Annotated in this window: 12 protein-coding genes; 6 read left to right on the forward strand and 6 right to left on the reverse strand. The window is 39.0% G+C overall.

Annotated elements, in window-relative coordinates; genetic code table 11:
- The first annotated feature begins 6 nt into the window (after positions 1-6).
- From PZ892_RS00885 to PZ892_RS00900, 4 genes are all read left to right on the forward strand, one after another.
- Complete coding sequence (locus PZ892_RS00885) at positions 7-1,131, forward strand: cytochrome c peroxidase (protein WP_277711974.1); 1,125 nt, start codon at positions 7-9, stop codon at positions 1,129-1,131.
- Positions 1,132-1,212: 81 nt separating this feature from the next.
- Positions 1,213-4,020 (forward strand): excinuclease ABC subunit UvrA, encoded by a 2,808-nt coding sequence (gene uvrA, locus PZ892_RS00890; RefSeq protein ID WP_182497858.1) that lies wholly within the window; start codon positions 1,213-1,215, stop codon positions 4,018-4,020.
- Between the two features lie 12 nt (positions 4,021-4,032).
- Positions 4,033-5,673, forward strand: coding sequence for an alkaline phosphatase PafA (pafA, locus tag PZ892_RS00895; RefSeq protein WP_182497859.1), 1,641 nt, complete (start codon positions 4,033-4,035; stop codon positions 5,671-5,673).
- Positions 5,674-5,716: 43 nt separating this feature from the next.
- Positions 5,717-6,163 (forward strand): Rrf2 family transcriptional regulator, encoded by a 447-nt coding sequence (locus PZ892_RS00900; RefSeq protein ID WP_094257603.1) that lies wholly within the window; start codon positions 5,717-5,719, stop codon positions 6,161-6,163.
- On the opposite strand, the gene PZ892_RS00905 is transcribed toward PZ892_RS00900, so the two are convergent.
- From PZ892_RS00905 to PZ892_RS00930, 6 genes are all read right to left on the reverse strand, one after another.
- The gene (locus PZ892_RS00905) at positions 6,160-6,549 is read right to left on the reverse strand and encodes a VOC family protein (RefSeq protein WP_182497860.1); all 390 of its coding nucleotides are present in this window, start codon (positions 6,547-6,549) and stop codon (positions 6,160-6,162) included. The genes PZ892_RS00900 and PZ892_RS00905 overlap by 4 nt on opposite strands.
- A complete protein-coding gene (murF, locus tag PZ892_RS00910) occupies positions 6,549-7,853 on the reverse strand; it encodes a UDP-N-acetylmuramoyl-tripeptide--D-alanyl-D-alanine ligase (protein WP_182497861.1) in 1,305 nt (434 codons plus the stop codon). Before murF ends, PZ892_RS00905 begins: the two co-directional genes overlap by 1 nt.
- Positions 7,854-8,242: 389 nt before the next feature.
- Positions 8,243-9,217, reverse strand: a complete 975-nt coding sequence (gene pfkA / locus PZ892_RS00915) for a 6-phosphofructokinase (RefSeq protein WP_094257606.1) — start codon at positions 9,215-9,217, stop codon at positions 8,243-8,245.
- 52 nt (positions 9,218-9,269) lie between these two features.
- Entirely contained in the window at positions 9,270-10,979 is a 1,710-nt protein-coding gene (locus tag PZ892_RS00920) for a cytochrome c biogenesis protein CcdA (RefSeq protein ID WP_182497862.1), read from the reverse strand.
- A 76-nt stretch (positions 10,980-11,055) separates the two neighbouring features.
- Entirely contained in the window at positions 11,056-11,508 is a 453-nt protein-coding gene (locus PZ892_RS00925; protein WP_094257608.1) for a protein-disulfide reductase DsbD domain-containing protein, read from the reverse strand.
- A 98-nt stretch (positions 11,509-11,606) separates the two neighbouring features.
- A complete protein-coding gene (locus tag PZ892_RS00930) occupies positions 11,607-12,386 on the reverse strand; it encodes a biotin--[acetyl-CoA-carboxylase] ligase (RefSeq protein WP_182497863.1) in 780 nt (259 codons plus the stop codon).
- Positions 12,387-12,447: 61 nt separating this feature from the next.
- On the opposite strand from PZ892_RS00930, the gene rsfS reads away from it, so the two are divergent.
- A complete protein-coding gene (gene rsfS, locus PZ892_RS00935; protein WP_094257610.1) occupies positions 12,448-12,822 on the forward strand; it encodes a ribosome silencing factor in 375 nt (124 codons plus the stop codon).
- Between the two features lie 32 nt (positions 12,823-12,854).
- Positions 12,855-14,927 carry an ATP-dependent zinc metalloprotease FtsH gene (gene ftsH / locus PZ892_RS00940; RefSeq protein WP_094257611.1) on the forward strand — a complete coding sequence of 691 codons (2,073 nt, stop codon included), beginning with the start codon at positions 12,855-12,857 and terminating at the stop codon, positions 14,925-14,927.
- Positions 14,928-14,936 lie beyond the last annotated feature (9 nt).

Genomic DNA, 14,936 nt, shown 5'->3' on the forward strand with positions numbered 1-14,936 from the left:
AATGAAATGAAAAAAGTATTAATTATAGGGTTTATTTTAGGAATAACAGTATTGAGTACCGCGTTTCTAAGCGATAAAGACTTACAGGATTTACGTAGTCTTTATAGTAAACCTATTCAGGATTGGCCGAAACCTAACATCGACTCTGGAGTAGTCTATGAAGAATTTAAATCCCTTCCAAAGATTGATACCAGTTATTTTTCCTTGATGGAGCAGCCAAAGGTGAAATTAGGAAAAATGCTCTTTTTTGATCCTATCCTTTCTGGCTCCAATCAGATATCTTGTAGTACTTGCCATAACCCTCAAACTTCCTTTGGTGATCATTCCACAGTTCCGGTAGGTCATGACCATCTTGTCGGGGATCGCAACACCATTTCTTTATTGAATGTTGCTGCCCGTAAAAGTATGTTCTGGGATGGAAGAGCACATTCCTTGGAAGAACAAGCTCTAAGTCCTATTGAAGCCCATAATGAAATGGCAATGGATATCACCAAGTTGGTACCTAAGCTTAAAGCTATTCCTGGCTATACAAAACTTTTCAAAGAAGCTTTTGGCGACGATGATTTCTCCATGCCGGAAATTATGAGTGCTTTAGCGACTTTTCAACGCACCTTGACAAGCAGAAGAAGTCGATTCGATGAATTCCTCGATGGAAAATATGATGCCTTGAATGATGATGAAATTGCAGGTCTGCACCTTTTTCGTACCAAGGCTCGCTGTATGAATTGCCATAATGGTCAATACTTTACCGATGAGGATTTCCATAATATCGGATTGACTTACTATAAAAGAAAATATGAAGACCTGGGTCGCTATAAGGTGACCAAGGATCCTAAAGATGTTGGAAAATTTAGAACTCCTTCCTTACGGGATGTATTGAATACCAATCCTTGGATGCATAATGGGCTATTTGATAATATTATTGGGGTTATCAATATGTATAATTCCGGGATGCAGATGAATAATCCAAGGAATGCAGAACAAGAAGCTGATCCAATGCATCCACGTATTGATCCGTTGATGAAAAAACTGGACCTGACCCGAGAAGAAATCAGGCAAGTTGCCGCCTTTTTGGATGCAATTACAGCGACAAAATACCGCATGCCGAGGCCAGAAAACCTGCCCAGATAATTTGTAACTATGTTGTCAACTAAACGTTTTTCTTTGGATTAAAGAATAGGTTCTCATGAGTTTTGCCTAACTTTGAAGGTTATGCAAAAGACTGCTATTCATACCCCCAAAACCCACATTCAAATTAAAGGTGCACGTGTCAACAATCTGAAGAATATCGATGTCGATATTCCTAAAAATCAGCTTGTTGTTATTACTGGGATGTCCGGATCCGGAAAATCCTCCCTGGCATTTGATACCTTATATGCTGAAGGCCAAAGAAGATATGTCGAAAGCTTATCCTCTTATGCCAGACAGTTTATGGGACGTATGAATAAACCTGACGTTGACTATATCAAAGGAATTGCTCCTGCAATTGCCATTGAACAAAAAGTTATTTCCAGTAACCCAAGGTCAACCGTAGGTACTTCCACTGAAATTTACGACTACTTAAAATTACTTTATGCACGTATCGGTAAAACCATTTCACCGGTTTCGGGACAAGTAGTTAGCAAAGATTCAGTGAGCTCCATCGTCGATAAAGTAGTGAGCTATCCCGATGATACAACCATCACTATTTATAGCCCTCTTATTCCTAGCAATAATAGAAAACTGAAAGAAGAGCTATCCTTGCTTTTGCAAAAGGGTTTTGTGCGGGTTAAGTTTAATGATACCATTCAAAAAATCGAGAGTATTATTGAGGATAAGTCCATTTCGAATGCAACGTTTAAAGAAGGTGATATCTTTATCGTGATTGACCGGGTTCGTTTAGATCATGAAGATGATACCATCAATCGGATTGCCGATTCTGTTCAAACGGCATTTTTTGAAGGGAAAGGAGAATGTGAATTGCAAATAGATGAAGAGTTATTTCACTTCTCAGACAAATTTGAACTGGATGGTATTAGTTTTGAAGAACCAACCCCTAATTTTTTTAGTTTCAATAATCCATATGGCGCTTGTAAACGTTGTGAAGGCTATGGGAAAATTATAGGTATCGACCCTGATTTAGTAATTCCAGATAAAAGCCGATCTGTATTCGATGGTGCTATCGCACCTTGGCGTGGTGAAAAAATGGGTGCATGGTTGGATAAACTCGTTAGAACGGCTATCAAATTCGATTTCCCGATTCATCGTGCTTACAGTGATCTTACTAAGCAACAACAAGAATTGCTTTGGACAGGGAATAAATATTTCCGTGGACTGAACGATTTCTTTGCTGAACTCGAAGAACAAACCTATAAAATTCAATATAGGGTGATGCTATCCCGTTATAGAGGGAAAACAGATTGCCCAGAATGTAAGGGAACAAGGTTAAGGAAAGATGCTTCTTATGTTAAAGTAAATGGGCACTCTATAACCGACGTAGTTTTATTACCCTTGAGCCAAGCTTTGGAGTTATTCCAAAACCTAGAACTTACCGAGAATGAGGCGATCATCGCAAAACGTTTGTTGGCAGAAATTGTAAACAGGCTCCAATTTTTATGTGATGTCGGCTTGAGTTATTTAACCTTGAATCGCTTGAGTAATAGCCTCTCGGGTGGTGAATCGCAACGTATCAATTTGGCAACTTCATTGGGATCTTCCCTGGTGGGTTCCATTTATGTATTGGATGAACCAAGTATAGGTTTGCATCCAAGAGATACTCAAAGGTTGATCGGTGTTTTGAAATCATTACGTGATGCTGGAAATACCGTTATCGTAGTCGAGCATGAGCAAGAAATGATGGAAGCCGCTGATTACCTAATCGATATTGGCCCTGAAGCAGGTATAAATGGTGGGGAATTAGTTTTTGCTGGAACTTATCAGGAAATCCTAAAGGATAAAAAAAGTTTAACCGGGGAATATTTAAATGGAGATTTATCTATTCAGGTTCCGGAGAAACGTAAAAAATGGAATGAAAGCATTCGTGTTAATGGAGCACGTGAAAATAATTTAAAAGGAATTACAGTCGATTTCCCATTGAATGTATTTACTGTGGTATCAGGAGTGTCTGGATCGGGGAAAACATCTTTGGTAAAAAGAATTCTATATCCGGCATTACAAAAGGCCATTGGTTCTTATTCTGGTGAACAAACCGGGCTCTATGATGGTCTGGAAGGAGCAATCGATCAGATCGAACAAGTTGAAATGGTCGATCAAAACCCAATAGGTCGTTCCACCAGGTCGAATCCTGTGACCTATGTAAAGGCCTGGGATGAAATCAGGGCTTTGTATTCTTCGCTGCCTGCTGCGAAAGCAAATGGATTAAAACCTTCAGCTTTCTCCTTTAATGTGGAAGGTGGACGTTGTGAGGTTTGTCAAGGTGAAGGTGTCGTGAAAATTGAAATGCAATTTATGGCAGATATCATCCTTCCATGTGAAGCTTGTGATGGAAAACGCTTTAAACAACATGTTCTCGATGTACAATACAAAGAGAAATCTGTTTCCGATATCCTTGATCTCAGTGTGGATGAGGCCATTGTGTTTTTTGCGGATCAACCTAAGATTCTTAATAAACTGATGCCATTACAGGAAGTAGGATTGGGCTATGTGAAGCTAGGACAATCGTCAAGTACTTTATCTGGAGGGGAAGCTCAAAGGATAAAATTGGCATCCTTCCTGATTAAAGGTAACAACCAAAAGAAAACCATGTTCATCTTTGATGAACCGACAACAGGCCTTCATTTTCATGATATTAGTAAGTTATTGAAAGCTTTTAATGCACTAATTGCTCAAGGAAATACTGTTTTGGTGATCGAACATAACTTAGATATGATTAAATCTGCTGACTGGGTAATTGATATTGGTCCAGAAGGAGGTGATAAAGGCGGAAATGTGGTATTTGCTGGAACACCGGAAGATTTAGTGAAATGTAAAGACTCTTATACTGGTGATTTCTTAATACGTCACCTAAATTTTAAACCCTAAATTTTATTAATAATGTATAGAAAGTTAAGTATTTCTATGTTGTTCTTATGCTTCTGTACCTTGCTTTCGGCACAGGTAGAGCGGCCTAAATTAGTAGTAGGATTGATGGTCGATCAAATGCGTTGGGATTATCTATACCGTTTTGCCGATCGTTATGGCAATGATGGATTCAAACGTCTATTGCGTGATGGTTTCTCCTGCGAAAATGCAATGATCAACTATGTGCCTACTTTTACAGCTATCGGTCATAGCTCGGTCTATACGGGAAGTGTTCCTTCAATTCATGGAATTGCTGGAAATGATTGGATTGAACAACAATCCGGAACTTCCATGTATTGTACGCAAGATGATGCTGTTGAAGGCGTTGGAACCGCTGAAAAAGAAGGTAAACAGTCTCCAAGAAACCTATTGGCTTCCACAGTGACTGACCAATTGAAACTGGCAACAAATTTTAACTCAAAAGTTATCGGTATTGCGATCAAAGATAGGGGCGGAATCCTACCTGCTGGTCACTTTGCTAATGCAGCTTATTGGTTTGAAGCGAAATCCGGCGATTGGATCAGTAGCACCTATTACATGGAAAAACTCCCTGAATGGGTAACGAAATTTAATGGTCAAAAGCTGGCTGATAAATACCTAAAGCAAGACTGGAATACCCTTTATCCTATCGATACCTATAAAACGAATAGCATCGATGATGATAACGTATATGAAGGTAAATGGGCCGGCGAAGAAACAACTGGATTTCCAAGGAAAACATCTTTGTTGATGAAAGATGCAGGTTACGAGTTGATCAAAACCACTCCTTATGGGAATTCCATTACCCTGGATTTTGCCAAAGATGCCATCAAAAATGAAAAATTAGGACATAACCCTACGAAAGCAACCGACTTCCTTTGTGTTAGCCTTTCTGCAACCGATTATGTAGGACACCGTTATTCGTTGTCTTCCGTGGAAATCGAAGATATCTACCTTCGTTTGGATCAGGAATTGGCAAACTTCTTCAAGTATCTGGATGAAACTGTAGGTAAAGGTAATTATACCTTCTTCCTGACTGCTGACCATGCTGCTTCTTATAACTCGCGTTATTTTATGGATATGCGTGGAAATGGCGGATACTTCTTCGCTAGACAACTCCAAAGAACCATGAATGACGAATTAAAGGAAGAGTTTGGTTCTGAAAATTTGATTATCAGTTTAATGAACTATCAGGTTCATTTGAATTATGCTGAAATTGAAAAATCGAAACTTGATGAAGAAAAAATCAAGAAATCTATCATCAAGATGTTAAGACATGAAGATGGAGTGGCTTATGTTGTTGATATGGAAGGTGGCGAGAATATGATGGTTCCTGCTGAAATCAGAGAAAAGATTATCAATGGTTATAACCGTAAACGTAGCGGTGCAATTCAGATCATTACAGAACCGCAATGGTATGATGGTACACCTCGTTCTACCGGTACAACACATGGTACCTGGACACCATATGATTCCCATATTCCATTGGTATTTATGGGCTGGGGTATTAAATCTGGCAAAACTAACAAGGTGGTAAATATCACGGATATTGCCCCTACAATATCGTCACTGCTCCATGTAATGGAACCAAATGGTTCTATCGGACAGCCGATTGTTGAGGTTTTGCAGAAATAACTTTATTTTTTATACTTTTGATAATAGACCAGACTGGTTTGATATGCTATCGAAGAAAACGAAATATGCGATAAAAGCCCTTATGGTATTGGGCCGAAATTATGGTAAAGAACCTATGCAAATCGGAAAAATTGCCGAGGAAGAACGTATTCCAAAGAAATTCTTGGAACAAATCCTTCTCGAAATGCGAAATGCTGGGATGCTATATTCTAAAAAAGGAGCTGGTGGCGGCTATAGCCTGAATAAAGCACCTGAAGATATTTATTTATCTCAGGTAATGCGCTTAATTGATGGACCTATTGCCTTGTTACCTTGTGTCAGCTTGAATTTCTATCGTTCTTGTGAAGAATGTGTAGAAGAACATGCCTGTGGCATTCGGGATACTTTTATTGAAGTAAGGAATGCCATGTTGCAAATCTTGAATGATACAAGTATCTCCAACTTAATTAATAAAGAAAAAGAATTGAACCTCGAAGTAGGTAAAGATTAAATTTCATAAAGCTCCAAAGGAAGCCCATCTGGATCGTTGAAAAAAGTAAATCTCTTATTGCTTGTTTCATCAATACGGATGGGCTCTGTTTTTATCCCCATCCCATGCAATGCTTCTACTTGCTCCTGGATATTTTCAACCTCAAAAGCTAGATGTCTTAATCCCCTAGCCTCAGGATAACTCGGTCGAGCTGCCGGATCTGGAAATGAAAATAATTCAATAATATATCGGTCGTTTAAGCCGAGATCAAGCTTGTATGAATCCCGCTCTGTACGATAGGTTTCTTTGATGATCTGAAACCCTAACTTCTCCACATAGAATGCCTTTGAAACTGCATAATCACTGCAGATTATAGCAATATGATGTATGCCCTTGAGGTTTAACATTACAAGACTTCCATTAATTTTTCAAATGCCATCCCGCGTGAGGCTTTCAATAGAATCAAATAATCATCTAATGGATTTTCTACGAGATCCTCCTTGAGCGCATCAGTACTCTCAAAATAACTTGCCTGATCATCACGTTGCGCATAAAAAGCTTTCCCAACGAAGATCAAGCGATCCAAATTTAGACTCTTTGCTTTTTCAATGACTTTTCTATGCTCTACCTCACTTTGGTCCCCCATTTCAAACATATCCCCAAGGATTGCTACCTTGCGATCCGCTTGAATGACATCCAGGTTTCCTAATGCTGCAGCCATACTGCTGGCATTTGCATTGTAGTAATCCGCTATGATGGTATTCTTATCCGTTTTACTAATCTGTGAACGGTTGTTCTGAGGAACATAATTCCCCAAACCAGCATTGATCTGTTCTGTACTTAATCCAAAAGTTTTTCCCAATGCAACTGCCGCTAACATATTCTCAATGTTATAAGCACCCGTCAGATTAGTTTTTACTTCTTGTCGCGCTGCATCATCTTTATTTTTCCAGAAAATAGTCAGGAATGGATCTGCAACGACTAAACCGCCTTGGATTTGGTTTTTCTCTGTAAAACCATAGTAGATCACATCCTTTAAATTTCTATTTGCTGCCATCTGTAGCAGATATTCATTATCACCTTGAATATATATTTGGCCTTGATTGGCATTTAGATAGTCATAAAGTTCACCTTTTGCTTGCATGACACCCTCAAAGGATCCAAAACCTTCCAAATGGGCTTTCCCAACATTGGTAATAAAGCCATGTGTTGGATTGGAAATACCACATAAGAATTCAATTTCATGGACATGATTGGCTCCCATTTCTACAATAGCAATTTCGATGTCTTCCGTCAGGGATAAGATGGTCAAAGGAACCCCGATATGGTTATTCAGGTTGCCCTTGGTGGCATAGGTATGATACTTCTGAGATAGCACAGAGTTTAATAACTCCTTGCTGGTGGTTTTTCCATTGGTTCCTGTGATTCCAATGAAAGGCATTTTTAAATGTTTCCTGTGGAACCTTGCCAAATCCTGCAAGCTGCTTAACACATCCTCCACCAGAATATATGCTGGATCTTCCTTGTAAAATTCCGGGTCATCAAGGACAACATATTTTGCTCCAGCCTCCAAAGCCTGATCAGCAAAACTATTACCGTTGAAGTTGTCACCCTTTAAAGCAAAAAATAAACAATCCTTGCTGATTTGACGGGTATCGGTACATACTTTAGGGAATTCCTTATAAATCTGGTAAAGTTGATCTATTAGCATCGTATTTAAATTTAAACAAAGGTAAGCAAGCTGACGAAAATTATTGCAAAGCATTCTATTTTAATCCAAGCGCAATTCGAATCTAATTCAATTTTCCTGGGGATCACTGCCGGATCTCCATCTCATCTCCTCCGGACCTTCTTCGGATTTTTTCGAAGAAGATCCGAAGGAGGTCCGGAGAAAGTCCGACGAAGGTCTGGTAAAACAGCTGAATATTCCTAAGCTTTTCTCCTTGATGGGTAGAAAAATACTAGGAAAGGGAAAGCCAATAAAAATTTAAGGAAGGAGCTGGAAGTTCTAGCTCTTAAGAATTGAGTTTAGGTCAGGTAAAAATAAAAATGGGGCAAATGCTTTGTTGCAATTGCCCCTGTTTATGGTATTGTAAATTCTTATAAAGACAGAATCTCAACGATTCTAGTCAGGTTTTCGTTTACTTTATCGATATGCTTGATTGCTTTGTTGAATGGAGTAAACTGTACATTTCCACAGATTAGACCTGCCATTTCAGCTTTACGACCTTCCAAAAGACCTTCTACTGCAGCAACTCCTAAACGACTTGCTAGCACACGGTCCATACAGGTAGGTGATCCACCACGTTGGATATGGCCTAATATTGAAAGACGAACATCGTATGCAGGGAAATTCGCTTGAATTTTCTCCGCTACTACCATTCCACCTTCTTTATCCCCTTCAGCAACGATAATAATACGAGATGATTTGTTTTTTCTGGTTTTATCCAGTCTTTTCATGATCGCATCATAATCGACTTCTAGTTCGGGAATTAATACCGCTTCAGCACCTGTACTGATTCCGGAGCGTAAAGCAATTAACCCAGAGTCTCTACCCATCACTTCCACAACGAATAGACGGTCATGAGATTCTGCGGTGTCCCTGATTTTATCAACTGCTTCAACAACCGTGTTGATGGCTGTATCATATCCAATCGTAAAGTCAGTTCCGTTCAGGTCATTATCAATGGTTCCTGGCATACCGATAATTGGCATGTCGAACTCCTCGATAAATTTGGAAGCTCCAGTAAATGTACCATCACCACCAATTACGACCAATGCATCGATATTGTGTTTTTTTAAATTCTCATAAGCTTGCTTCCGACCTTCAACAGTGCGGAATTCATCGCTTCTTGCAGTTTTAAGAATAGTACCACCACGTTGGATAATATTGGCTACCGATTTAGCGTCCATCGGGGTAATATCCCCTTGAACCATACCGTCATATCCTCTACGGATACCAAACATATTTTTGCCATGATAGATTCCTGTTCTGATAACTGCCCGAATGCCTGCATTCATGCCAGGAGAGTCTCCTCCTGACGTCAATACTGCGATGTTATTAATGTTGCTCATAGTTCAAATATACCGAAATACTTATTTTTTGAGGATAAAATGTTAAGAAAGCTTATTTCTTTGCTTTATAAGCATCAATAGCAGATTGCAAGTAGGCTTTATAACTTTCGATATTGGTATTTGATCCGCTGGTCGGAACCAGAAGCTGTTCATCATTATCCAAAAGCGCGTATAAAGGCTGTGAATTACTATTGAATCTTGAAATTTGAAAATCGGTATTTTTTCGACCCACGTTTTTGATTTTTTTACCTGTTGTTTTCGATACAAATTGCTCTGCTTCCGGTAATTCCAAATCATAATCATCCACATACAGTTCTGCAAGGATAAATTGCTCGTTTATCATTTGCTTGATCACAGGGTCAGACCATACCTTGGATTCCATTTCACGACAGTTTACACAGTTCCAACCAGTAAAGTCCACCAACAGGGGTTTGTCTTGCGCTCTTGCTGCTGCCAAAGCCTCATCGTAATCATAATACGGGTCCATTCCTTTGATGGTCGTGCGATCATGGAAGTGCTTAAAGTACTTACGGTTATTTGCGTCAGGAGAAGTGGCATGTCCGCCTTGCACCCCTGCGGAGATATCAAAATCTTGTGTTCCTATTGGAGGAAGAAAAGCAGAAACTGCTTTCAATGGTGCTCCCCACATTCCTGGGACCAAATAGACCACAAAGGAGAATACCAGAACTGCAATGATGGTTCGAGGGACAGACATAAACTTCAGGTCGCTGTCATGGGCGAACTTGAGTTTACCAATGAGGTAAAGTCCCATCAATCCGAAGATGGCAATCCATAGGGCAAGAAATACTTCACGGTCGAGGAATTGCCAGTTGTAAGCCAAATCCACATTTGATAAGAATTTCAAAGCTAAAGCAAGTTCTAAGAAACCTAGAACGACTTTCACACTATTTAACCATCCACCAGATTTAGGCATTGATTTTAAAAGTGCCGGGAACATAGCGAATAGGACAAATGGAATCGCCAAAGCAATGGAAAATCCTAGCATGGCAATAGCAGGAGCCAAACGGTCACCTTTAACCGCTGCATTTACCAATACCGTACCGATAATAGGTCCGGTACAAGAGAATGATACCACGGCTAAACTCGCTGCCATAAAGAAGTAACCAAGTAAGCCTCCTTTATCGGATTTTGCATCAATTTTATTTACGAAGGAACTTGGTAAGGTAATTTCAAATGCTCCAAAGAACGATGCCGCAAAAAATACGAGCATTAAGAAAAAGAAGAAGTTGAAAATACCATTTGTTGACAGAGCATGCATGGCTTGTGGGCCAAATATCATGGTAATCAACATCCCTAAGGCTACATAAATCACGACGATAAACAAACCATAAGTTAATGCTTGTGTTACAGCCTGAACTTTGCTAGCGGATTTTTTAGTAAAAAAGCTAACGGTCAGAGGTACCATTGGGAAAATACAAGGCATTAAAAAGGCAACAAATCCGCCTATTAGACCTTGAATAAATATTCCCCAAAGGGAGTTATCTTTTTGGTTATCGGATGAAACTACTGTTGGACTAACTGCTGCGGTGCTATCTGATGTTGCAGTATCTGCACCATCAGAGAATTCAACATCCCCGAAATCTGTAATCAGCGTATCGGAGGTTTTTGCTTCTTCCTGACCAGAGCTGAATTCTACGTCATCAAAATTAATAAGAGTGTCTTGGGAAAATCCTTTTAAAGGAGTTACAGTAATAAGAAATAGCCACGTAAAGGCTATCAAAACGTTTTTTAAGCTAAACATATTTTAAGAGAATATGGAAAATTAAGAAAAAGGCAGGGTGTTCCTGCCTTTTGGTTCTTTCTATATTTTATTGAGGTTACTTGATAGTAACGGCAAATTCGTACTCATCTGGTGGTAAACAACGTTCTTTGTCGCATGCCATAAAGGTAGCTACTCCTTTTACAGTAGTTGGCTTATTGTTTGCCAATTTTACTTTTTGTTGAAAAACTACTTCACCATTGTAATAAGGAACATTCATCTTGAAGACATCTTCAAATTTTGACTTTGGTTCTTTAGCAGCTGGTTTTCCAACAACTTTAGCTCCGTTTGCAGGAGTGAAAGCAAAGGATGTAGAAATAGGACCACCGGAAGGTACATTTAACCCGTAAATATGCCAACCTTGATCAACATTTGCTTTTAATAGAATTACCGCTTCTGTGTCTGAAACTTTCTTAAATCCTACAGACCATTTCACAGGAGTCTCTACTTGCGCAAAAACACCGGATACAGCGAAGATTAGAAATGCAATTAATAGATTTATTTTTTTCATAAAAACCGTTTTATTCTAACTTATGACTACTTATTGTTCATATAGTTTAAAATCAAAGTTAGGATTATCTTGAATAATATAATGCAGAAGTACTAAATTTATTGCAAATTAAAAACAACTTCTTTGAAATAATATTTTTTCTCGGTATTGTTTTCAAGTAATACCAATTCTCCGGTTTTATCAACTCTCAACAAGTAGGCTTCAAAGCTTCTTTTTCCTGTAGAATAACTAGAAATTATGCTTTTTCTGAAAAGATTATCATTGTATTCCTTTAGTAATATACTGTCAGTCAGCTTTTTGGACTTATGGTCTTGAAATCTGCGATGGAGATGAGTAAGGAGGTTTAGGCAAGCTTCAGGTAGGTCATGAATATATTTTCCGGTTTCATTGAGGATCGAACTTGCCGTATTTACGATGTCTTCAAAAAATTGCTTTTGGTTGACATTTATCCCGATGCCGATGACGGATTGTTTTATGTTTTGTCCGGCGCTTTTATTCTCAATTAAAATACCAGCAATTTTTTTATTCCCGATAAGGATATCATTGGGCCATTTGATGGTTGCTTTCACTTGGATTGACTCCAACCAGTCGATTATTCCGAGGCTAATCAACATATTAAGGCTGAAGTGGTTCGATAGGGGCAAATGAGTGGGATAGAGGACAAAACTAAAGGTGATATTACTATTGGGTTCAGAGCACCATACGTTTTCCCTTTGGCCGCGACCATGGGTTTGATTTTTTGCCATAATGGCAGACCACTCAGGGAGTGGCTTGAAATTTGACAATTGAGATTTTAAATAATCATTGGTAGAGCCTATTTCGTCTAAAACAATTAGCTTTTGACGTAGTGATTCTCCCGAAAATGTGTTATTTTGCAAAAGATATTGTGTTAAAATAATTTTTGAAACAATTTATTAGTCAAAAGTATAATAAATCTGAATGAGTAAAAATAAAAAAAGTTCGTTGTCCGAGAAGCTAGCCGATGTGGTAATACTAGGTATGCAGGAGAAAAAAGGCAACGAAATTGTGAGGATGGATATGCGAGAGGTAAATGGAACCTTGTCTGACTATTTTGTGATCTGCCATGCTGATTCTACGGTTCAAGTGAACGCTATAGCAAAGAGCGTTGAGGACGAAGTATATAAAGCATTTGGTCAGGACCCATGGCATAAAGAAGGCCAGGGAAATGGCGAATGGATATTATTGGATTTTATTGATGTGGTAGTCCATATTTTTAAGACCGATAAGCGGGAGCATTATAGAATAGAAGACCTTTGGGGAGATGCCCATATGAGCAAATACCAAAGCGCATAATAATTGTTGTGAAACGTAGATTAAGTTTATAAATGAAGAAAGTTCCGAGTAAGAAGATTACGCCAATGCCACCAAAATTTAATATGATCTGGCTTTGGATTGCGATGATCGTAGGGTTTTTTGGGCTTCAGTACTTATTTAGTGGCGAGTCATCCAAGAAAATTACCTACAAGGAGTTTGAACAAACAATGCTTATCCCTGGGGATGTTGAGAAATTAGTTGCCTACAAAAGCAATGATTTAATCGACGTCGAAGTATATATTAAGAGTGATCGATTGGACCAAGAGAAATACAAAGGTATTTCCACAAGTCCGAATAGTCTTTCTTTTTCCAATTCGACTGGTCCACAATTCCGATTTACGGAGCCATCAGCGGAGATCCTAGAACAAAAATTAAAGGCATCTCAAGACAGTTTGGCAGTAAGTCAACCAAGAATTGGCGTAACATATGAAGATAGAACGAATCCATGGGCTGGATGGTTTATTTCTTTTATGCTGCCATTGTTGATTATTGTGGTGATTTGGATTTTCTTGATGCGTCGTATGAACGGCGGAGCAGGTGCAGGGGGTGGTGCCATTTTCAATATTGGTAAATCCAAAGCGCAATTGTTTGATAAAGAGTCCCAAATTAATATCACTTTTAATGATGTTGCCGGATTAGAAGAGGCAAAAGAGGAAGTGATGGAGATTGTAGACTTCTTGAAAAACCCTAAAAAATATACAGACCTAGGTGGTAAGATTCCAAAAGGCGCCTTATTAGTAGGCCCTCCGGGAACTGGTAAAACCTTGTTGGCGAAAGCTGTGGCAGGGGAAGCGCAAGTTCCATTCTTCTCCCTATCAGGTTCAGACTTTGTCGAAATGTTTGTGGGAGTAGGTGCATCTCGTGTACGTGACTTGTTTAAACAAGCAAAAGAAAAGGCGCCATGTATCATCTTTATTGATGAGATTGATGCTATCGGACGTGCACGTGGTAAAAACTCTATTATGGGTGGAAATGACGAACGCGAAAATACATTAAACCAATTATTGGTTGAAATGGATGGTTTCGGTACGAACGTTGGGGTTATTATCCTGGCAGCAACCAACCGTCTCGATGTATTGGATTCAGCATTGTTGCGTCCAGGACGTTTTGATAGACAGATTTCTATCGATAAGCCAGATTTAATCGGTCGTGAGCAAATTTTTAATGTGCACTTGAAACCGTTAAAATTAGCTGAAGAGGTAGATGCTAAGAAGTTATCAGCTCAAACACCAGGATTTGCCGGTGCTGAGATTGCAAACGTATGTAACGAAGCGGCATTAATCGCAGCGCGGAAGAATAAAAAAGCTATTGAAATGCAAGATTTCCAAGATGCTATTGACCGTGTCATTGGAGGACTTGAGAAAAAGAATAAGATTATCTCTCCAGAAGAGAAGAAAATTGTGGCATACCACGAAGCCGGACATGCTATCGCAGGTTGGTTCTTGGAGCATGCGGATCCATTGGTTAAGGTATCGATTGTACCTCGTGGTGTAGCAGCCTTAGGTTATGCGCAATATCTTCCAAAAGAGCAATTCTTGTACACTACTGAGCAACTTATTGACAGTATGTGTATGACCATGGGTGGACGTGTTGCTGAGGATATCACTTTTGGTAGAATCAGTACAGGTGCACAAAATGACCTGGAACGTATTACCAAATTGGCTTATGCCATGACTGCGGTATATGGTATGAACCATAAAGTTGGTAATGTATCCTTTAGAGATAGCTCTGGCGATAGTCAATTCCAAAAACCTTATTCTGATCAAACAGCTGAATTAATTGATGATGAAGTAAGGGTATTGATTTCAGAAGTTTATGATAGAACCAAACAATTGTTGTTAGACAAACAAGATGGTTTAATTAAAATCGCTGAGAAATTATTGGAGAAAGAGATCTTATTCCAAACTGATTTGGAAGAGATCTTAGGGAAAAGACCATTTACCAATAAGACGACTTACGATGAGTTTGTGAATGGTGGCGCAGATGGAGGTGGAGTACCACAAACTGATCTTCCAATTCCTGCAACTGATCGCGAAGATGTGCAATCCAATTCAGAGGCACAGAAAAAATTAGATTCAGAATAATTTTAAGAT

The sequence above is a fragment of the Sphingobacterium sp. WM genome (genome assembly GCF_029542465.1).
Taxonomy (GTDB): domain Bacteria; phylum Bacteroidota; class Bacteroidia; order Sphingobacteriales; family Sphingobacteriaceae; genus Sphingobacterium; species Sphingobacterium cellulitidis.